The following is a 19,269-nucleotide window of genomic DNA, read 5'->3' on the forward strand; positions in this document are numbered from 1 at the left end:
GCGTTTTTCGCACCGTCGCCGAGGCTATACATTAATAGCCCGCAGCCCACGGAGCAGTAAGTGCAGGTGTTGCGGATCTCTTTCGCACGCAGCAATTTGAAATTGCGTGCCTGAGCCTGCGCCATTTTAGGGGCAAAGCCCAGGGCGGCGGCGGTAGTTCCGGCCATACCGCCTGCGCAGATCTTAAAGAACTTTCTGCGGCTGACGTCCATTGCATTCCTCCATGCAGGATGTTGATTCATCGCGCGGAGGAAACTAACAGCAAAATCCCGGGAAAATTTGCGTCAAATCAAGGAGGAAAACCTTCGCCCCCTTAATCGCCAGCCCTGGCCATTTTCGCTAATCCCTAAGGGTTAGCAACGGCGGAAAATTTCGCCCCTCACCGATAAAAAGATGATATATATGCCGGCTGCATTTGCGTAACCATCAGGAAAAGCATGGAGAAAAAGAGAGCCACGACGATCGGCTTCGCCGCCATTATCTTATGGAGCACGATGGTCGGATTGATTCGCGGCGTCAGCGAAGGACTGGGAGCGGTCGGCGGCGCGGCGATGATTTACAGCCTTAGCGGCCTGCTGCTGATCTTTACCGTCGGCTTTCCCAACCTGCGCCAGATCCCGCGTCGCTATCTGCTGGCCGGCAGCGTGCTGTTTGTCAGCTATGAAATCTGCCTCGCGCTGTCGCTGGGCTATGCCGCCAGCCGCCAGCAGGCCATTGAGGTGGGAATGGTCAATTACCTGTGGCCCAGCCTGACGATTTTATTCGCCATTCTCTTTAATGGCCAGAAAAGCAGCTGGCTGGTGATCCCCGGACTGATTCTCGCCCTGCTGGGCGTTGGCTGGGTATTGGGCGGTGAGCATGGGCTACAGCCCGATGAGATTATCAGTAACGTCATTTCCAGCCCGCTTAGCTATCTGCTGGCCTTTGTCGGGGCGTTTATCTGGGCCGCCTACTGCACGGTGACGGCCAAATATGCCCGCGGTAAAAACGCCATTACGCTGTTCGTCCTGTTAACCGCCCTGACGCTATGGCTGAAATTTCTCGCCAGCGACCAGCCGCCGATGCTGTTTAGCTGGCCGGTAGTCATTAAGCTGATGACGGTCTCCGTGGCGCTGGGGCTGGCCTACGCGGCGTGGAACGTTGGCATCCTGCACGGCAACGTCAGCCTACTGGCGGCGGCCTCCTACTTCACGCCGGTGCTCTCCTCTGCGCTGGCGGCGATCCTGCTGAGTGCGACCCTGTCGTGGTCCTTCTGGCAGGGGGCCGGGATGGTATGTCTCGGCTCCCTGCTCTGCTGGTACGCCACCCGCCGTTAGCCGAGATCGCCTCCGGCTACCGGCAGCGTCACGCCGGTGATATAGCTGGCCTCATCGCTGGCGAGAAACAGGATCGCATTCGCCTGTTCCGCCAGCGTGCCGTACCGGTGCAGCAGACTGCTCGCCACCGTCTGATCGACGACCTGCTGATACCACGCCTTTTCCTGCTCGCTCGGCTGCTCTTCGTTACGCGGCGTCAGGCGCGGCGGCGCCTCGGTCCCGCCCGGGGCCACGGCGTTAATCCGAATACCGCTGCCGCTGTACTCCATGGCAATCGACCGGGTCAGCGCGTTAACGCCGCCTTTCGCCGCCGAGTACGGCACCCGATTCACTCCCGCCGTCGCCACCGACGAAATGTTGACGATGCTGCCTTTGCCCTGCTTCAGCATCCATGGCAGCGCCGCGCGGCAGCCCCACAGCGTGGGGAACAGCGAGCGGCGGATCTCTTTCTCAATCTGCTCCGGCTGATATTCGGCAAAGGGGCGCGCCCAGATGGTGCCCCCAACGTTGTTGATCACCACGTCGATACGGCCAAAATGAGCGACCCCGGCGGCAAACGCCTGCTCGGTACTTTCCCACGCTTCCAGATCCGCCTCCAGCGCCAGCACCAGACAGCCGGATTGCGCCAGCGTCGCCGCCAGCTCATGGACGTATGACGAGCGATCGATGAGCAGCAGAGCCGCGCCTTCTGCAGCCGCCTGCTCCGCCGTCTGGCGGCCAATGCCCTGCGCCGCGCCGGTGATGACGACGACTTTATCGGTAAAACGCATTTTGTCTCCTTATGCCGCCGCGCTCTGGCTGGCGATAAATTTCTCATACCAGAACCCCGCCGGGGTGATCCCGCGGTCGCGCAACGCCGTGGCAACCGCGTTAACCATCGGCGGCGGGCCGCAGAGATAGATGTCCACGTCGCCGTTGTTCAGCATCGCGTCGTCGAGATGGTCGGTGACAAAGCCGCGCTGCAGGCAAGTGCTGTTTTCATCGGCCACCACCGGTAGCCAACGATACCCCGTCAGCTGTTGAATAAAGGTATCCAGCGCGTCGGTTTTCACCAGATCGCAGTCACGAGTAACACCGTACAGCAGCATCACCGGACGCTGGCTGCCCTGTGTCTGCAGGGTATGGAGCATGGAGAGCAGCGGCGCCAGGCCGGTACCGCCCGCCAGCATCAGCAGCGGACGTTCGCCGTGGCGCAGATAGAAGCTGCCCATCGGGCCGCTGAGGGTAAGACGATCGCCGGGCCGCGCCCGCTGGGTTAACCACTGGCTCATCATGCCGCCAGGCACGTTACGGATCAGAAAACGCCCTTCGAGGGAACCCGGTTGCGAGCTAAATGAGTAGGCGCGGACATGAGGCGTACCCGGCACCTGAATGTTGACGTACTGCCCCGGCAGGAAGGCCAGCGGCTCATCGAGGGCGACCACCAGTTCGATGGCGGTATCGGACAGTAAATTCACCTGCCGCACCTGCGCCCCGAGCGTCGCCAGGGCCGTTTTGCACTGGGCAGCGGCCACCGGCACATCGATCACGCAGTCGCTGGTGGGCACCATCTGGCAGGTCAGCACCTGGCGGGCCTGCGCTTCGTCGTCGCTTAACGCCTCGTCGAGATAATCTTCACCCAGGTCGTACTCACCGCTGGCGCAGTGGCATTTGCAGGTACCGCAAACGCCGTCCGAGCAGTCCATCGGCAGATTCACCTTCTGGCGATAGGCGGCATCCAGCACCTTCTCTCCGGCATTGCACTGAATAAAACGGGTTACGCCGTCCTCAAAATTAAGAGCAATATTGAAGGTCATAAGCGCCTCTTAAATGTGGTAAACGTCAATCACCTGACGGATATAATCGTTATTCAGGCGCACGGTTTTGCGGACGATCTGCGGTCTGCCGTCCTGTTCGATTAGCGTGCAGCAGGTAGAGCCAAAATAGGCATCAGTGTGCTGATAGCGATGGCTCCAGGTGACCCAGCTGTAACGCACCTCCAGACCCTCGTCGCTTTCGCCCATCAGCTCAACGTTGCTGATGATATGGGTGGTCCGCGGCTCTGGCGTGCTGGCCCCGGAGCGCTCGGTTTTAATGCGGTAAACGCGATCCTCCAGCCCTTCGCGGTTGGGGTAGTAGATAAGCGAAATCTCTTTTTGCGGGTCGCGGGTCAGCTGGTCATCGTCGCCCCACGCCGGCATCCAGTAGACCACCTGCGGGCTGTAGCAGCTGAGCCATTCGTCCCACTGACGATCGTCCAGCAGACGGGCTTCGTAGTAGAGAAACTGGCGAACCTGTTCGAGGTTAAGCATCAGGCCACCTCCACGCGCTGGGTAATGGACTGGTCGTAACGCTGTTGTTCCTGTTCAATGGCCGCCAGCATCAGCGTCTGCCAGTGGTGGTGATGGGCGATGTACAGCGCTTCGTCCTCCGATTTCCCCCCGCTTAACCGCGGCGAAAAGCCGGCATGTTGCGCATGCTCATCCGCGCCATCGACCCAGCGCAGCGCGCCGCGGCTGAGGTCGCTCCATGGCAGATTTTCGCCGAGATAGCCGCGCTGACAGGCGCTGAACTCTTCGAGGTCGTCCGGCGTCCCCATCCCACTGACGTTAAAGAAATCCTCGTACTGGCGGATACGCAGCGCTCTGGCCTGGTCGGATTCCCCTTTCGGCGCAAAGCACCAGATGGTGACTTCGGTTTTATCCACCGCAATGGGGCGGATTACGCGGATTTGCGTCGAGAACTGATCCATCAGGTAGACATTGGGGTACAGGCACAGGTTGCGGGTTTCGTTGACCATCTGGTCGGCACGGCGTTCGCCAAATTCCGCCTGCAGCCGTTCGCGGTGGGCATAGACCGGGCGCACTTCCGGGTTGAGCGCCCGGGTCCACAACAGCATATGGCCGTTATCAAATCCATAGCCGCCGCCGAGGCTTTTTGACCAACCGTTGGCATCCACCGTGTGCGTCCCTTCCGCTTCATAGTTGCGGCGTGACATGGTTGAGGCGTAGTTCCAGTGGACCACGCTGACGTGATAGCCATCGGCGCCGTTTTCCGCGCCCAGTTTCCAGTTGCCCTCATATACATAGCTCGACGAACCCTTAAGTACCTCGAGCCCCTCCGGCGCCTGGTCGACGATCAGGTCGATAATCTTGCAGGTTTCCCCGAGATAGGCCTCCAGCGGCTGCACGTCGGCCTTGAGGCTACCGAATAAGAAACCGCGATAGGACTGAAAACGCGGCAATTTTTGCAGGTCGTGGGAGCCGTCTTGTTTAAAGCTCGGCGGATAGCCGCCAGTGCTCTCATCTTTGGCCTTTAATAATTTGCCATTATTGCTGAAGGTCCAGCCGTGAAACGGACAGGTAAACGAATTTTTATTCCCGGTTTTGCGTCGACATAACATGGCGCCGCGGTGGGCGCAGCTGTTAATTAGCGCGTGCAGCTCATTCTTTTTATCGCGGGTAATAATAACCGGCTGCCGTCCAAGCGTCAGGGTATAATAATCTCCCGGCTCGGCAATCTGGCTTTCATGGGCAAGAAAAACCCAATTTCCTTCGAAGATATGTTTCATTTCAAAATCAAATAACTGCTGGTCGGTAAATATAGAGCGGTGGCAACGGTAAATATGATTTTCACGGTCGACAACTAAGGCATTATTGATTTTGTCTTTGAGCGTCGAGAGCGTTTTTTGCATGAGTCGGTCCCTCCTGCAGGATTCAGGATGAAAGAAACAGGGTGAATTCTTCGTTTTCGAGTGCAATATCTGGCCCGGGCAGTAGCGTGCCCGGGGCCGATAATGCCGCTTACTCTTTGGCGCGCACGCGGATCCCGCGCTGCTCTTCGTCGGCGCTCAGCGCTTTACACAGGGTGAAATCAAAACAAACCTCGGTGTGCTCTCCCTCAAGATTGCGCTGCGCGATGATCTCGCGGTCGGTCACTTTTACCGGATCGGCAATCAGGCCGTCGCGGGTGGCAAAGGCAAAATCGTCCCACAGGTATTTATCGCCATTGAGGTTAATCTGGCTGGTCAGATGTTTATGACCCGGCGCGGAGACGAAAAAGTGAATGTGCGCCGGACGGTTGCCGTGGCGACCCAGTCTGTCCAGCAGTTTCTGGGTTGGGCCATCCGGCGGGCAGCCGTAGCCGGAGGGCATGATGCTGCGCACGCTGTAGCGGCCATCGGCGCCGGTGCGGATCCGCCGGCGCAGGTTGTACTCACTCTGGCCTGGGTCGAAGAAGGAATAATTTCCGAGGGTGTTGGCGTGCCAGATATCAACAATAGCGTTGGCCACTGGCCGGCCTTCGGTGTCTTTGACTTCACCGTGCAGCCACATCACTTCTCCGGCGTCGGCGCCGTCATCCATGCGGGCGTGACCCTCGGCCAGCGGCGCATTAGCCACGTACAGCGGCCCTTCGATGGTGCGCGGGGTGCCGGTTTCCCGATGCGCTGCCGCGTCGATGGCGTCCTGGCGCAGATCGAGGAAATGCTCCAGTCCCAGACCCGCCGCCAGCAGCGCCGCCTCCTGACGCCCGCCCAGCTCGTGCAAATAGTTTACCGCGTGCCAGAACTCTTCTTCCGTAACGTTATAGTCGTCGATGAGCGTGCAGATATTTTCCAGCAGACGATGAATAATCGCCTTAAAACGTTCATCGCCGCCGGCAACATCTAATCCGGCACTATCGCGTAATAATTTTTGAATAGCTGGTTGTTGTACGAATACATTACTCATACTGGTTCTCTCTTATATTTTGCAGGGTATACGCCGGTAATACCGGCGTGAGGTCAGATATTATTATTAGCGATCGTCATCGCGAATTGATGACGGATGACGACAGAGGGCTTCCACTTTTATCGCCATAAAGGGATATAGCGGCAATCCCATTAATATTTGATGCAATTCTTCGGCATCTTGAACATCGAAAATACTGACGTTGGCATAAAGGCCGGCAACGCGCCAGATATGTCGCCATTTGCCTTCCCGCTGTAATTGTTGCGAATAGGCTTTTTCGCGTTGTTTTATTTCCTCCGCCTCGTTGGCGGGAAAGCCAGGCGGAATATTGACGGTCATCTCCACTTTAAATAACATTTTTTTCTCCTGTTCCCCGCTACGGCTGGCGGGTATAAAAATGCAGTTTGTCTTCATCCAGCTCGACGCCAAGTCCCGGCGTTTGCGGCAGCGCCACCTGACCGTCGGCAAAGGTGAGCGGCACGCTGACAATATCGTCTTTCAGCAACAGCGGGCCGAACATCTCGGTACCCCACTGCAGCGGCAGCGTCGACCAGGCGTGCAGAGAAGCCACGGTCCCTACGGTGCCTTCCAGCATGGTGCCGCCGTACAGGCCAATCCCTGCCGCCTGCGCGACGCGGGCCAGCGCCAGCACGCTGTTCGGCCCCCCGGCTTTGGCAATTTTCAGCGCGTAAGCGCCGGTAAAGCCCTGCTGCGCCAGCTGATAACCATCGTAAGCGGTCGCGACCGCTTCATCCGCGAGGATCGCGGTTTCAATTTGCTGGCTTAACCGCACCAGGGCGGCATTATCGTGGGCGCTGACCGGCTGTTCGATAAGATCGACGCCCATCGCCGCCAGTTCGCGGCAGCCTTTCGCGCCGGTGGCGGCGTCCCAGGCCTGGTTGACGTCGACACGGATGCTGGCGCGGTCGCCTAACGCTTCAACGATGGCGCGGGTATGACGCAGGTCGGTGGCGAGTTCACGCGCGCCGATCTTCAGTTTGAACGCCCGGTGGCGGCCTTCGGCCAACAGTTTTTCTCCTTCAGCGATATCTTTCGCGGTATCGCCGCTGGCTAAGGTCCACAGCACCGGCAACGCCGTTTGCAACGCGCCGCCGAGCAGGGCTGATACCGGCAGACCTAAGGCTTTGCCCTGAGCGTCGAGCAGCGCGGTTTCGATGGCGGACTTCGCAAAGGTGTTGCCTTTAATGGCGCCGTTCATGCGGGCGGTCAGCGCATTCAGGTTATCGGCCGGCTGCCCTTTCAACAGCGGCGTCAGATAATGGGTGATCGCCGACGAGATGGCCTCGGGGCTCTCAACGCCATAGCTCAAGCCGCCGATGGTGGTGGCTTCGCCGATGCCGCAGATGCCGTCGGAACGGGTAAGGCGCACGATCACCAGCGACTGGCAGCCCATGGTGGTCATCGACAATTTATGCGGCCGGATGGTCGGGACATCCACAATCCAGCTCTCGATTTGCTCTACGGTGGCAGTCATTTTCTGTTCCTGATGAGATATATAACTTTTTGTACCCACATCCATAACGGGGGTCTGTGCCATTGACAATAGGGTTCAGCCTGGCGGATGGTCAACGGCGATAATCGAAATGTTGTGCGATTATCGACGCGTTTGTTAAAAGACGGTTATTAATGTGATCGTGGTGGTAAAACCGGCACAATTCAGCGCGCCCCATTTTGCGCAAGGTATAGTGATCTGCCGTGAGCTTTACGCTGCAACGGAGAAGGATGCGATGAGCGACAATATCCCCAATACGCTGAGCGCCAGGCAGGCCGAGCACGACCCTAACTTTATGCTGTCTCTGGCCCGCGGGCTGGAGGTCCTTAACGCCTTCACCCCCCAGCGCCAGCGGCTGACCATTTCCCAGCTCAGCCAGAAAACGCAAATCTCGCGCGCGGCGGTACGCCGCTGTTTGTATACCCTCGCCGCGCTGGGCATGGTGCACAGTCCGGATGGCCGTAGCTATGAACTGCTCCCTCGGGTGCTGGCCGTCGGCCACGCCTATCTGGCAGGCACGCCGCTGGCCAAGGTGGCGCAGACGGCGCTGGATAATCTTGGCAAAGCGCTCGGCGAATCCTGTTCGGCGGCCACGCTCGACGGGGATAACGTGCTCTATATTGCCCGCGCGGCGGTCAATAATTTACTGAGCATCGATCTGGGGCGCGGCAGTCGCCTGCCGGCGTGGGCCACGTCGATGGGGCGGGTGTTGCTGAGCGCGCTGCCGGAGGAACAGCTGGAAGTGACGTTGTCACGAGTTACGCTTATTCGCTACACTCCGCATACCCTGTGCGATTTGTCCGGTTTACGTGCAGAGATCGCTCGGGTGCGCATGCAGGGCTATGCCCTCGCCGACCGGCAGATCGAGGTAGGCTTGTGCTCGCTGGCGGTACCCGTGCTGTCGCGTCACGGTCAGGTGGTGGCCGCCCTGAATGTCGGGGTACCTGCCGCGACGGTCAGCGCCGCGGCGTTAAAAGAGAAGGCTCTCGCCCCGCTACGGCGCGCGGCGATGGATCTTTCGCTGCAGCTATAGCGCCGACTGCGGTTTCGCCACGGTGGCGAGGCTGCGCCAGATCCCGGCGGCCAGCAGCAGAAGCAATACACCCGCCGTCGCCAGCACCAGGCTATGAGCCTGAATAAAAGCCGTCTTCGCCGCCGCCATCAGCGCCTGCGCCACCCCGGCGGGCAGCGCCTGGGACAGACTCACCGCCTCGCCAATCGATGACGTCGCCTGCTGCGCCATGGCGCCACTCAGGCCAGACGGCAGCGCAATAGAGGCGCTGTAGCTGCGGGTCAGGATCAGGCCGAACAGCGCTATGCCGAGACCGGCGCCCAGCTCATAGGCCATGGTTTCAATCGCCCCCGCGGCCGCCGCTTTCTCCTTCGGCGCTGCCGCCATAATCGCGGAACTGGAGGCCAGCAGCGCGCTGGCCACGCTAAAGCCCAGCAGCGTCATCAGCCCCCAGGCCAGCCACTGCTGGGTACTGAAATCGGTCAACGCCAGGCCGAGAAAGCTGAAGGCGCTGAGCAGCATCCCGCCGGTCGCCACCTCGCGCAGCCCAAGCCGCGACACCAGCAGGCCGGCAATCGGGCCGCTGAAGCCGCTGGCCACCATTACCGGCAGCATAAATATCCCCGCCTCGAACGGCGTTTTCTGGTGCACAAACTGCAGCTCCTGGGCCATCAGTAGCTCAAAACCGACCAGGGTAATCAGGGCCGTCATCGCCATCATCACCCCGCTTAAGATTATGCGATGGGTGAACAGGCGCATATCCACCATCGGGCGGGCCGCCGACAGCTGCTTGCGGATAAACCAGGTTAACATCGCCGCCCCGCCGAGCGCCACCAGCGCGGTGAGCCACAGCGCCAGCTGGCCCTTCAGCGCCGATTTCGCGCTAAACACCAGCATCAGGATCGCGGCAATCAAAACGAGCGCCTGCAGTAGATTGAGCGGCTGTTCGCGGCGCGCGGGCTGGCGCGGCACCACTTTCGCGTTAATCGCGATAACCACCAGCACGATCGGCACATTGATCAGGAACACCGACCCCCAGTAGAAATGCTCCAGCAGGATACCTCCCACCAGCGGGCCGAAGGCCGCGCCGCCGGAGCCGACCGCTGCCCATAGCCCCAGCGCCATATTGCGCTGGCTGGCCTCGGCAAAGGTGCTGCGGATCCCGGCCAGCGTCGCCGGGACGATCATCGCCGCCCCCACCGCCAGCAAAGCGCGTGAGGCAATCAGCGTCATGGCCGTCGGCGACAGCGCGGCGCACAGCGAGGCGATGCCAAAAATGGCGCTGCCGAGCAGCAGCAGGCGCTTAAAGCCGATCTTATCGCCAAGGGCGCCCATCGGCAGCACCATCCCGGCCATCACTAATGAGTAGATATCAATGATCCACAACAGCTCATTGCCGCTGCTACCCAGCGCCACGCTGAGGGTCGGCGCGGCCACATGTAACACCGTAGCGTCAATCGCCACCGGAATATAAACCAGCAAAATCGCCATCAGCGTCATCCATTGCCGTGACATAGCTTGTACCTCAATCAATATTGAATATTGGACACACGTCCAGGATGGCGATCCTGCCGGATTGTTGAACACATGTCCAACTTTTTGTTACACTCGGCCAAAGCCAGATGACAGCGGGGTTCTATGCACTATTTACAACGTGATGCGCGACGGGAAGGGATTATGCAGGCCGCCATGCGCCTGGCGCTGCGCGGCGGCTTTGCCGCCATGACCGTGCGGCAGATCGCCCGCGAAGCCCAGGTGGCCGCCGGGCAGCTGCACCACCACTTCACCTCCATCGGCGAGCTGAAAGCGCAGGTTTTCATCCGCCTGATCCGCGAGATGCTCGACATGCCGCTGGTGGCTGAGGACGCCAGCTGGCGCGAGCGCTTGTTCTCGATGATCGGCAGCGAGGATGGCCGACTGGAACCCTATATCCGCCTGTGGCGCGAAGGCCAGGTGCTGGCCGACAGCGATCCGGACATCAAAGCGGCCTACCTGCTGACCATGAATATGTGGCATGCCGAGACCGTCGCCATCATCGAGCAGGGCCTCGCCAGCGGCGAATTTCGGTCGGCTGAGCCTGCGGCGGATATCGCCTGGCGCTTTATCGCCCTGGTGTGCGGCCTCGACGGGATTTATGCGCTGGACGCGCAGGCCCTGGATGAGGCGGCGTTTAGCCGCTATGTAAATAAGATGATTACGCTGGAGTTGTTTTAGGCATATTTACATTTAGTAACAATTAATTCCGCTACGCTTACCACGTGCTCTCTGTCAGCACGTTTTTTTTATCTACGCTTCATAGATAACGCAAATTAAGCGTTATTCACTATCCCCTTGTATTCAGCTGTTGACCTTATTTATTTACTCCTTTCCGGGCAAGTAGAGGGCAATATGTCGGTGCAGAATGATAAAGATAATCATTACCTTTTGAACAACTGGCGGCCTGAAAACAAGGCGTTCTGGGAAAATAAAGGCCAAGCCATTGCGCGAAGAAATCTATGGATATCAGTGGCCTGTTTGCTGCTTGCTTTCTGCGTATGGATGTTATTCAGCGCCGTAGCGGTGAATCTCAATAAGGTCGGTTTTCATTTCACCACCGACCAGCTTTTTTTATTAACCGCCCTGCCTTCACTTTCCGGCGCGATATTACGGGTCCCCTACTCCTTTATGGTACCCCTTTTTGGCGGGCGCTACTGGACCGTATTAAGTACCGTTATCCTGATCGTGCCTTGTATTTGGTTAGGGGTGGCAATCCAGAATATTACTACTCCGTTCTGGGTATTTATTATTATTGCGCTGTTGTGCGGTTTTGCCGGAGCGAATTTTGCTTCCAGCATGGGAAATATCAGTTTCTTTTTCCCCAAAGCGAAACAGGGCAGCGCGCTGGGAGTCAACGGCGGCCTTGGCAATCTGGGCGTAAGCGTGATGCAGATGGTCGCCCCGGCGGTCATCTTCCTGCCGCTCTTCACCTTTCTCGGCGTCCATGGCGTCACCCAGCCCGATGGTTCGACAATCACCCTGAGTAATGCGGCGCTCGTCTGGGTACCGCTGCTGCTGCTCGCCACCGTCGCGGCATGGTTCGGCATGAACGATATCGCCGGTTCAAAGGCCTCGATTCGCGATCAGCTTCCCGTGCTCAAGCGACCGCATATGTGGCTGTTAAGCCTGCTCTATCTGGCGACGTTTGGCTCGTTCATCGGCTTTTCCGCCGGCTTTGCCATGCTGGCGAAAACCCAGTTTCCCGCGGTCGATATCCTCAAGCTCGCCTTCTTTGGACCGTTCATCGGCGCGCTGGCGCGCTCGTTCGGCGGGATCATCTCCGACCGTCTCGGCGGCGTGCGGGTGACGCTGGTTAACTTCGTCCTGATGGCGCTGTTTACCGGCCTGCTGTTTCTGACCCTGCCAGGCAGCGGCTCCGGCAGCTTTCTCGCTTTCTACGTGGTGTTTATGGGGCTCTTTTTAACCGCCGGTCTGGGAAGCGGCTCCACCTTCCAGATGATCGCCGTCATCTTCCGCCAGCTCACCATCGACAGCGTAAAACAGCGCGGCGGCAGCGATGAAGAAGCGCAGCACGAGGCGGTGACCGATACCGCTGCCGCGCTGGGCTTTATCTCGGCGATCGGCGCCATCGGCGGCTTCTTTATTCCGAAAGCCTTCGGCACCTCGCTGGCGATGACCGGCTCACCGGTTGGCGCGATGAAAGTCTTTTTTGTCTTCTATGTGGTTTGCGTGCTGGTGACTTGGCTGGTCTACGGCCGCCGTAAATCCGCTTAACCATAACGATTTATCTGCCGGATAGCGGCTTACGCCTTATCCGGCCTTACGAGTTCGTTCGCTCATCCGGCCGGGTGGCACGATGCCGGACATCATCGGAGCAGGAGAAATGTCATGAGTAAACTTCTGGATCGCTTTCGCTACTTTAAGCAGAAGGGCGAGACCTTTGCCAACGGCCACGGCCAGGTCTACAACAACAACCGTGACTGGGAAGATAGCTACCGTCAACGCTGGCAGTTCGACAAAATTGTCCGCTCCACGCACGGTGTGAACTGCACCGGCTCCTGCAGCTGGAAAATTTACGTCAAAAACGGTCTCGTTACCTGGGAAACCCAGCAGACCGATTATCCGCGCACCCGGCCGGATCTGCCAAATCACGAACCGCGCGGCTGCCCGCGCGGCGCCAGCTACTCCTGGTATCTCTACAGCGCCAACCGCCTGAAGTACCCGCTGGCGCGTAAACGACTGATTGAGCTGTGGCGCGAAGCCCTGGCGCAGCATCCCGACCCGGTGCTGGCATGGGATAGCATCATGCAGGATCCGGCAAAAACCCGCAGCTATAAAGCGGCGCGCGGCAAAGGCGGTTTTGTCCGCTCCAGCTGGAAAGAGCTGAACCAGCTCATCGCCGCCGCCAACGTCTGGACCATCAAACATTATGGCCCGGACCGCGTCGCCGGCTTCTCGCCGATCCCGGCGATGTCAATGGTCTCCTACGCCGCGGGCACTCGCTATTTATCGTTGATTGGCGGCACCTGCCTGAGCTTTTATGACTGGTACTGCGATCTGCCCCCCGCCTCGCCGATGACCTGGGGCGAACAGACCGACGTGCCGGAATCCGCCGACTGGTACAACTCCAGCTACATTATTGCCTGGGGCTCCAACGTGCCGCAGACCCGAACCCCGGACGCCCACTTCTTTACCGAAGTGCGCTACAAGGGCACCAAAACTATCGCCATCACGCCGGACTATTCGGAAGTCGCTAAGCTCTGCGACCAGTGGCTGGCGCCGAAGCAAGGCACCGACAGCGCGCTGGCGATGGCCATGGGCCATGTGATCCTCAAAGCCTTCCACCTCGATAACCCGAGCGATTACTTTCTCAACTACTGCCGGACCTACACCGACATGCCGATGCTGGTGATACTCGAGCCGCGCGACGACGGCAGCTATACGCCGGGCCGTATGCTGCGTGCTTCCGACCTGCTTGACGGTCTCGGGGAAAGTAATAACCCGGAATGGAAAACCGTGGCCTATAACAGCGACGGCGAACTGGTGGCGCCGAACGGCTCCATCGGCTTTCGCTGGGGCGAAAAAGGCAAATGGAATCTCGAACAACGGGCAGACGGCAAAGATGTCGAGCTTAAGCTGTCGCTGCTGGATATTCGCGACAGCGTGGTGTCGGTGGGCTTCCCCTACTTTGGCGGCAACGAAAACCCACATTTTCGCAGCGTATCGCAGTCACCGGTGACCCTTCACCCGCTACCGGCTAAACAGCTGACGCTGGCCAGTGGCGAAAGCGGCCTGGTGGTCAGCGTCTATGACCTGATTCTGGCCAACTACGGTCTGGATCGCGGGCTTGATGATGTCAATGCGGCGAAGGATTTCGCCGAGGTCAAAGCCTATACCCCGGCATGGGCGGAGCAGATCACCGGCGTACCGCGTCAACATATCGAACAAATCGCCCGCGAGTTTGCCGATACGGCGCATAAGACCCACGGCCGCTCAATGATTATCCTCGGCGCCGGGGTGAACCACTGGTACCACATGGATATGAACTACCGCGGGATGATTAATCTGCTGGTATTTTGCGGCTGCGTCGGCCAGAGCGGCGGCGGCTGGTCGCACTATGTCGGTCAGGAGAAACTGCGCCCGCAGACCGGCTGGCTGCCGCTGGCGTTCGCCCTGGACTGGAGTCGTCCGCCGCGGCAGATGAACAGTACCTCTTATTTCTACAACCACGCCAGCCAGTGGCGCTACGAAAAACTGACCGCGCAGGAGCTGCTGTCGCCGCTGGCCGACGCCAGCAAATTTAGCGGCAGCCTTATCGACTTCAACGTCCGTGCGGAACGGATGGGCTGGTTACCTTCTGCGCCCCAGCTCAACATCAACCCGCTGACCATTAAGCAGCAGGCCGAGGCCGCCGGGCTCTCCCCCGCGGAGTTCACCGTCCAGTCGTTAAAATCAGGCGATATTCGCTTTGCCGCCGAGCAGCCGGATAGCGGCAAAAACCATCCGCGCAACCTGTTTATCTGGCGCTCAAACCTGCTGGGATCGTCCGGTAAGGGGCATGAGTACATGTTGAAATACCTGCTCGGGACCGACAGCGGTATTCAGGGTGATGAACTGGGCGCCAGCGATGAGGTAAAACCTGAGGAAGTCGAGTGGCAGACCGCAGCGATTGAGGGCAAACTCGATCTCCTGGTGACCCTCGATTTCCGCATGTCCAGTACCTGTCTCTTCTCCGATATTGTCCTGCCGACCGCCACCTGGTATGAAAAAGACGATATGAACACCTCGGATATGCACCCGTTTATCCACCCGCTCTCCGCCGCCGTCGACCCGGCCTGGGAGGCGAAAAGCGACTGGGAGATCTACAAGGATATCGCTAAATCCTTCTCGCAGGTCTGCGTCGGCCATCTTGGCAAAGAGACCGATGTGGTGCTGGTCCCGCTGCAGCATGATTCCCCCGGCGAACTGTCGCAGCCGTTCGAGGTGCTTGACTGGCGCAAGGGCGAATGCGATCTGATCCCCGGGAAAACCGCACCGTCGATTGCCCTGGTGGAACGCGACTATCCTGCCACCTGGGAACGCTTCACCTCTCTCGGCCCGCTGCTCGATAAGCTTGGCAACGGCGGGAAAGGCATTGCGTGGAATACGCAAAGCGAAGTCGATTTCCTCGGCAAGCTTAACTACGTCAAGCCCGACGGTCCGGCCAAAGGCCGGCCGCGGATCGACAGCGCCATTGACGCCTCCGAAGTTATTCTTAGCCTCGCCCCGGAAACCAACGGCCAGGTGGCGGTGAAAGCCTGGCAGGCGCTGGGAGAGTTTACCGGCCGCGATCATACCCATCTGGCGCTCAATAAAGAGGATGAGAAGATCCGCTTTCGCGATATTCAGGCGCAGCCGCGCAAAATTATCTCCAGCCCGACGTGGTCGGGACTGGAAAGCGAGCACGTCTCCTACAATGCCGGTTATACCAACGTGCATGAGCTGATCCCATGGCGCACCCTCTCCGGCCGCCAGCAGTTGTATCAGGACCATCCGTGGATGCGCGCCTTCGGCGAAAGCCTGGTAGCCTATCGCCCGCCCATTGATACCCGCAGCGTCAGCCAGATGAAGGCCGTACCGCCAAACGGCTTTCCGGAAAAAGCGCTGAATTTCCTGACGCCGCACCAGAAGTGGGGGATCCACTCCACCTATAGCGAAAACCTGCTGATGCTGACGCTGTCGCGCGGCGGGCCGATCGTCTGGCTTAGCGAAACCGACGCGAAAGAGCTGGGCATTGAAGATAACGACTGGATTGAAGCGTTCAACGCCAACGGGGCTCTCACCGCGCGGGCGGTGGTGAGCCAGCGGGTGCCGCCGGGGATGACCATGATGTACCACGCTCAGGAACGGATTATGAATATCCCGGGTTCGGAAGTGACTGGTCGTCGCGGCGGCATTCATAACTCGGTAACCCGCGTCTGTCCGAAGCCAACGCACATGATTGGCGGCTACGCCCAGCTGGCCTATGGCTTTAACTATTACGGCACCGTCGGATCGAACCGCGACGAGTTCATCATGATCCGCAAAATGAAGAAGATTGCCTGGCTGGATGACGAAGGTCGCGATCAGGTACAGGAGGCGAAAAAATGAAAATCCGTTCTCAGGTTGGAATGGTGCTGAATCTGGACAAATGCATCGGCTGTCACACCTGCTCGGTCACCTGTAAAAACGTCTGGAGCAGCCGCGAAGGCATGGAGTACGCGTGGTTCAATAACGTGGAGACCAAACCGGGCATTGGCTACCCCAAAAACTGGGAGGACCAGGATCAGTGGCAAGGCGGCTGGATCCGCGGCATTAGCGGTAAACTGACGCCCCGCCTCGGCAATCGGGTCAGCGTGTTATCGAAGATTTTCGCCAACCCGGTGCTGCCGGCGATCGACGATTACTACGAACCCTTTACCTACGACTACCAGCACCTGCACAACGCGCCGGAGGGCAAATATCTGCCGACCGCCCGCCCGCGCTCGCTGATCAGCGGCGAGCGTATGGATAAGATTAACTGGGGCCCGAACTGGGAGGAGCTGCTCGGCGGCGAATTCGAGAAACGCGCCCGCGACCGTAACTTCGAAGCCATGCAAAAAGAGATGTACGGTCAGTTCGAAAATACCTTCATGATGTATCTCCCGCGCCTGTGCGAGCACTGCCTCAACCCGAGCTGCGTGGCCACCTGCCCGAGCGGCGCCATCTACAAGCGTGAGGAAGATGGCATCGTACTGATCGATCAGGATAAATGCCGCGGCTGGCGGATGTGCATCAGCGGCTGCCCGTACAAAAAAATCTACTTTAACTGGAAGAGCGGTAAGTCGGAAAAATGCATCTTCTGCTATCCGCGCATTGAGTCCGGGCAGCCAACGGTCTGCTCAGAAACCTGCGTCGGGCGCATCCGCTATCTTGGCGTACTGCTGTATGACGCCGACCGCATTGAAGAGGCGGCCAGTACCGAACATGAAACCGACCTCTATGAGCGCCAGTGCGAGGTGTTCCTTAATCCAAACGATCCGGCGGTCATCGAGGAAGCGCTAAAGCAAGGGATCCCGCACAACGTCATTGAGGCGGCGCAGAAGTCGCCGGTCTATAAGCTGGCGATGGACTGGAAGCTGGCCCTGCCGCTGCATCCGGAGTATCGCACCCTGCCGATGGTCTGGTACGTGCCGCCCCTGTCGCCGATCCAGTCGGTTGCCGACGCCGGCGGCTTACCGAGCAACGGCAACATCCTGCCGGCGGTTGAGAGTCTGCGCATCCCGGTGCAATACCTGGCGAATCTGCTGAGCGCCGGCGATACCGGACCGGTCTTGCGCGCGCTGAAACGGATGATGGCGATGCGCCACTACAAGCGCTCGCAAACCGTCGAGGGCGTCACCGATACCCGGGCCATTGAAGAGGTGGGCCTCAGCGTTGAGCAGGTCGAAGAGATGTATCGCTATCTGGCGATCGCCAACTACGAAGACCGCTTCGTGATCCCCACCAGCCATCGCGAACTGGCGGAGGATGCCTTTCCGGAACGTAACGGCTGCGGCTTTACCTTCGGCGATGGCTGCCACGGGTCAGATACGAAATTCAACCTGTTTAACAGCCGGCGGATCGACGCCATCGACGTCAGCGGCGTGCGTAAGCATGGGGAGGGCGAGTGATGCGGATCCTGAAAGTGATCGGTCTGCTGCTGGAGTACCCCGACGAGTTACTGTGGGAGAACCGCGACGACGCCCTGGCGCTGGTCAGGGCCGATGTCCCTTCCCTGACGCCGTTTGTCGGTGAGCTGCTGACGGCTCCGCTGTTGGATCGCCAGGCCGAATGGTGCGAGGTGTTCGAGCGCGGGCGCGCCACCTCGCTGCTGCTGTTTGAACATGTGCATGCCGAATCCCGCGACCGCGGCCAGGCGATGGTCGACCTGATGAATCAGTATCAGCAGGCGGGTCTGCAGATCGATTGTCGCGAGCTGCCCGACCATCTGCCGCTGTATCTGGAGTATCTCAGTATTCTACCTCCCGCGGAGGCTCGGGAGGGGCTGCAGAATATCGCGCCGATTCTGGCGCTGATCGGCGGCCGTCTTAAGCAGCGAGCCTGCCCGTACTACCAGCTGTTTGACGCCCTGCTGGCGCTGGCTAAAAGCCCGCTCACCAGTGACAGTGTCACAAAACAGGTGGCAGGAGAAAAGCGCGACGATACCCGTCAGGCGCTGGACGCCGTGTGGGAAGAAGAGCAGGTGAAGTTTATCGAAGATAATGCGACCGCTTGCGATAGCTCGTCGATGCAAGCTTATCAACGACGCTTTAGTCAGGATGTGGCGCCGCAGTACGTTGACATCCGCGCCGGAGGCCCGAAATGATCCAGTATCTGAACGTCTTCTTTTACGATATCTACCCTTACCTGTGCGGCACCGTCTTTCTGGTGGGCAGCTGGCTGCGCTACGATTACGGGCAGTATACCTGGCGCGCCTCATCCAGCCAGATGCTGGATAAGCGCGGGATGGTGCTATGGTCGAACTTATTTCATATCGGCATTCTCGGCATCTTCTTTGGCCATCTCTTTGGCATGCTGACCCCACACTGGGTCTACTCGTGGTTCCTGCCGATGTCCCAGAAGCAGCTGATGGCCATGATCCTTGGCGGCATCTGCGGCGTGCTGACCCTGGTAGGCGGTATCGGCCTGCTGATGCGCCGCCTGACCAACCCGCGAATTCGCGCCACCTCCACGACCGCGGATATTTTGATCCTGTGCATTCTGCTGATTCAGTGCGCGCTGGGGCTGACAACCATCCCCTTCTCCGCCCAGCATCCGGACGGCAGCGAAATGCTCAAGCTGGTGGACTGGGCGCAGGCGGTGGTCACCTTCCACGGCGGCGCCTCGGCGCATCTGGACGGTGTCGCATGGATTTACCGCGTCCACCTGGTGCTCGGAATGACCATCTTTCTGATCTTCCCCTTCACCCGCCTGGTTCACGTCTGGAGCGCGCCGGTGGAGTATTTCACCCGGCGTTACCAGGTGGTACGCTCCCGGCGCTGAGCGCTGGCGGCGTTTACCATTCATCCTTACCGGTAGCCCGGACGAGGCCTTCGCGCCAAATCCGGGTATTTATCGTACCTGGCTCCAGGCTTTATGCCGGGTGGCGGCTGTCGCCTTACCCGGCCTACAGGGTCCTCCCACAGGCTCATACCTCGCAGGCCCGCGCAGGCGCAGCGCCCG

General features: G+C 59.4%; 17 protein-coding genes. 8 read left to right on the plus strand and 9 right to left on the minus strand.

Features of this window, described 5'->3' with window-relative positions; all coding sequences use genetic code 11:
- A partial coding sequence (locus HMPREF3140_RS29350) for a hypothetical protein (protein WP_228705083.1) occupies window positions 1-212 on the minus strand: 212 nt, incomplete at its 3' end.
- Between the two features lie 225 nt (window positions 213-437).
- Between HMPREF3140_RS29350 and yddG the strand changes: the two genes are divergently transcribed.
- Entirely contained in the window at window positions 438-1,316 is an 879-nt protein-coding gene (gene yddG / locus HMPREF3140_RS20295) for an aromatic amino acid DMT transporter YddG (protein WP_002906464.1), read from the plus strand.
- On the opposite strand, the gene HMPREF3140_RS20300 is transcribed toward yddG, so the two are convergent.
- The 7 genes from HMPREF3140_RS20300 to HMPREF3140_RS20330 form a co-directional block, all read right to left on the minus strand.
- The gene (locus tag HMPREF3140_RS20300) at window positions 1,313-2,086 is read right to left on the minus strand and encodes a 1,6-dihydroxycyclohexa-2,4-diene-1-carboxylate dehydrogenase (protein WP_032411565.1); all 774 of its coding nucleotides are present in this window, start codon (window positions 2,084-2,086) and stop codon (window positions 1,313-1,315) included. The two genes, yddG and HMPREF3140_RS20300, sit on opposite strands and share 4 nt — an antisense overlap.
- A gap of 9 nt (window positions 2,087-2,095) precedes the next feature.
- Window positions 2,096-3,112, minus strand: a complete 1,017-nt coding sequence (gene benC / locus HMPREF3140_RS20305; RefSeq protein ID WP_032411567.1) for a benzoate 1,2-dioxygenase electron transfer component BenC — start codon at window positions 3,110-3,112, stop codon at window positions 2,096-2,098.
- Window positions 3,113-3,121: 9 nt separating this feature from the next.
- Entirely contained in the window at window positions 3,122-3,607 is a 486-nt protein-coding gene (gene benB, locus HMPREF3140_RS20310; protein WP_004200052.1) for a benzoate 1,2-dioxygenase small subunit, read from the minus strand.
- Window positions 3,607-4,989: a Rieske 2Fe-2S domain-containing protein gene (locus tag HMPREF3140_RS20315; RefSeq protein WP_032411570.1), complete on the minus strand. Its 1,383-nt coding sequence runs from the start codon at window positions 4,987-4,989 to the stop codon at window positions 3,607-3,609. Before HMPREF3140_RS20315 ends, benB begins: the two co-directional genes overlap by 1 nt.
- Before the next feature lie 109 nt (window positions 4,990-5,098).
- Complete coding sequence (gene catA / locus HMPREF3140_RS20320) at window positions 5,099-6,025, minus strand: catechol 1,2-dioxygenase (RefSeq protein WP_004175986.1); 927 nt, start codon at window positions 6,023-6,025, stop codon at window positions 5,099-5,101.
- Between the two features lie 66 nt (window positions 6,026-6,091).
- Entirely contained in the window at window positions 6,092-6,382 is a 291-nt protein-coding gene (gene catC, locus HMPREF3140_RS20325; protein ID WP_002906471.1) for a muconolactone Delta-isomerase, read from the minus strand.
- 19 nt (window positions 6,383-6,401) lie between these two features.
- On the minus strand, window positions 6,402-7,565 hold the full coding sequence (locus tag HMPREF3140_RS20330) for a muconate cycloisomerase family protein (protein WP_072143290.1): 1,164 nt from the start codon (window positions 7,563-7,565) through the stop codon (window positions 6,402-6,404).
- Between the two features lie 115 nt (window positions 7,566-7,680).
- On the opposite strand from HMPREF3140_RS20330, the gene HMPREF3140_RS20335 reads away from it, so the two are divergent.
- A complete protein-coding gene (locus tag HMPREF3140_RS20335) occupies window positions 7,681-8,571 on the plus strand; it encodes an IclR family transcriptional regulator domain-containing protein (RefSeq protein ID WP_009485870.1) in 891 nt (296 codons plus the stop codon).
- On the opposite strand, the gene kmrA is transcribed toward HMPREF3140_RS20335, so the two are convergent.
- Window positions 8,566-10,065 (minus strand): efflux MFS transporter KmrA, encoded by a 1,500-nt coding sequence (kmrA, locus tag HMPREF3140_RS20340; protein WP_023282635.1) that lies wholly within the window; start codon window positions 10,063-10,065, stop codon window positions 8,566-8,568. The two genes, HMPREF3140_RS20335 and kmrA, sit on opposite strands and share 6 nt — an antisense overlap.
- Window positions 10,066-10,188: 123 nt before the next feature.
- On the opposite strand from kmrA, the gene HMPREF3140_RS20345 reads away from it, so the two are divergent.
- From HMPREF3140_RS20345 to narI, 6 genes are all read left to right on the plus strand, one after another.
- On the plus strand, window positions 10,189-10,764 hold the full coding sequence (locus tag HMPREF3140_RS20345) for a TetR family transcriptional regulator (protein WP_004888643.1): 576 nt from the start codon (window positions 10,189-10,191) through the stop codon (window positions 10,762-10,764).
- A 174-nt stretch (window positions 10,765-10,938) separates the two neighbouring features.
- The gene (locus tag HMPREF3140_RS20350; RefSeq protein ID WP_023283774.1) at window positions 10,939-12,321 is read left to right on the plus strand and encodes a NarK family nitrate/nitrite MFS transporter; all 1,383 of its coding nucleotides are present in this window, start codon (window positions 10,939-10,941) and stop codon (window positions 12,319-12,321) included.
- A 114-nt stretch (window positions 12,322-12,435) separates the two neighbouring features.
- On the plus strand, window positions 12,436-16,176 hold the full coding sequence (locus tag HMPREF3140_RS20355; RefSeq protein WP_032411573.1) for a nitrate reductase subunit alpha: 3,741 nt from the start codon (window positions 12,436-12,438) through the stop codon (window positions 16,174-16,176).
- Window positions 16,173-17,717: a nitrate reductase subunit beta gene (gene narH / locus HMPREF3140_RS20360; RefSeq protein WP_004148517.1), complete on the plus strand. Its 1,545-nt coding sequence runs from the start codon at window positions 16,173-16,175 to the stop codon at window positions 17,715-17,717. The genes HMPREF3140_RS20355 and narH overlap by 4 nt, the downstream gene beginning before the upstream one ends.
- A complete protein-coding gene (gene narW / locus HMPREF3140_RS20365; protein WP_019705698.1) occupies window positions 17,717-18,412 on the plus strand; it encodes a nitrate reductase molybdenum cofactor assembly chaperone in 696 nt (231 codons plus the stop codon). The genes narH and narW overlap by 1 nt, the downstream gene beginning before the upstream one ends.
- Window positions 18,409-19,089 carry a respiratory nitrate reductase subunit gamma gene (narI, locus tag HMPREF3140_RS20370; protein ID WP_004175972.1) on the plus strand — a complete coding sequence of 227 codons (681 nt, stop codon included), beginning with the start codon at window positions 18,409-18,411 and terminating at the stop codon, window positions 19,087-19,089. Before narW ends, narI begins: the two co-directional genes overlap by 4 nt.
- Window positions 19,090-19,269: the final 180 nt, after the last annotated feature.

Origin of the sequence: Klebsiella sp. HMSC16A12, assembly GCF_001808265.1 — a bacterium.
Classification (GTDB): domain Bacteria; phylum Pseudomonadota; class Gammaproteobacteria; order Enterobacterales; family Enterobacteriaceae; genus Klebsiella; species Klebsiella pneumoniae.

Coding starts and splice junctions, on each gene's coding strand:
- yddG (WP_002906464.1), top strand. CDS start 438: ATGGAGAAAAAGAGAGCCACGACGATCGGCTTCGCCGCCATTATCTTA.
- HMPREF3140_RS20300 (WP_032411565.1), bottom strand. CDS start 2,086: ATGCGTTTTACCGATAAAGTCGTCGTCATCACCGGCGCGGCGCAGGGC.
- benC (WP_032411567.1), bottom strand. CDS start 3,112: ATGACCTTCAATATTGCTCTTAATTTTGAGGACGGCGTAACCCGTTTT.
- benB (WP_004200052.1), bottom strand. CDS start 3,607: ATGCTTAACCTCGAACAGGTTCGCCAGTTTCTCTACTACGAAGCCCGT.
- HMPREF3140_RS20315 (WP_032411570.1), bottom strand. CDS start 4,989: ATGCAAAAAACGCTCTCGACGCTCAAAGACAAAATCAATAATGCCTTA.
- catA (WP_004175986.1), bottom strand. CDS start 6,025: ATGAGTAATGTATTCGTACAACAACCAGCTATTCAAAAATTATTACGC.
- catC (WP_002906471.1), bottom strand. CDS start 6,382: ATGTTATTTAAAGTGGAGATGACCGTCAATATTCCGCCTGGCTTTCCC.
- HMPREF3140_RS20330 (WP_072143290.1), bottom strand. CDS start 7,565: ATGGATGTGGGTACAAAAAGTTATATATCTCATCAGGAACAGAAAATG.
- kmrA (WP_023282635.1), bottom strand. CDS start 10,065: ATGTCACGGCAATGGATGACGCTGATGGCGATTTTGCTGGTTTATATT.
- HMPREF3140_RS20345 (WP_004888643.1), top strand. CDS start 10,189: ATGCACTATTTACAACGTGATGCGCGACGGGAAGGGATTATGCAGGCC.
- HMPREF3140_RS20350 (WP_023283774.1), top strand. CDS start 10,939: ATGTCGGTGCAGAATGATAAAGATAATCATTACCTTTTGAACAACTGG.
- HMPREF3140_RS20355 (WP_032411573.1), top strand. CDS start 12,436: ATGAGTAAACTTCTGGATCGCTTTCGCTACTTTAAGCAGAAGGGCGAG.
- narH (WP_004148517.1), top strand. CDS start 16,173: ATGAAAATCCGTTCTCAGGTTGGAATGGTGCTGAATCTGGACAAATGC.
- narW (WP_019705698.1), top strand. CDS start 17,717: ATGCGGATCCTGAAAGTGATCGGTCTGCTGCTGGAGTACCCCGACGAG.
- narI (WP_004175972.1), top strand. CDS start 18,409: ATGATCCAGTATCTGAACGTCTTCTTTTACGATATCTACCCTTACCTG.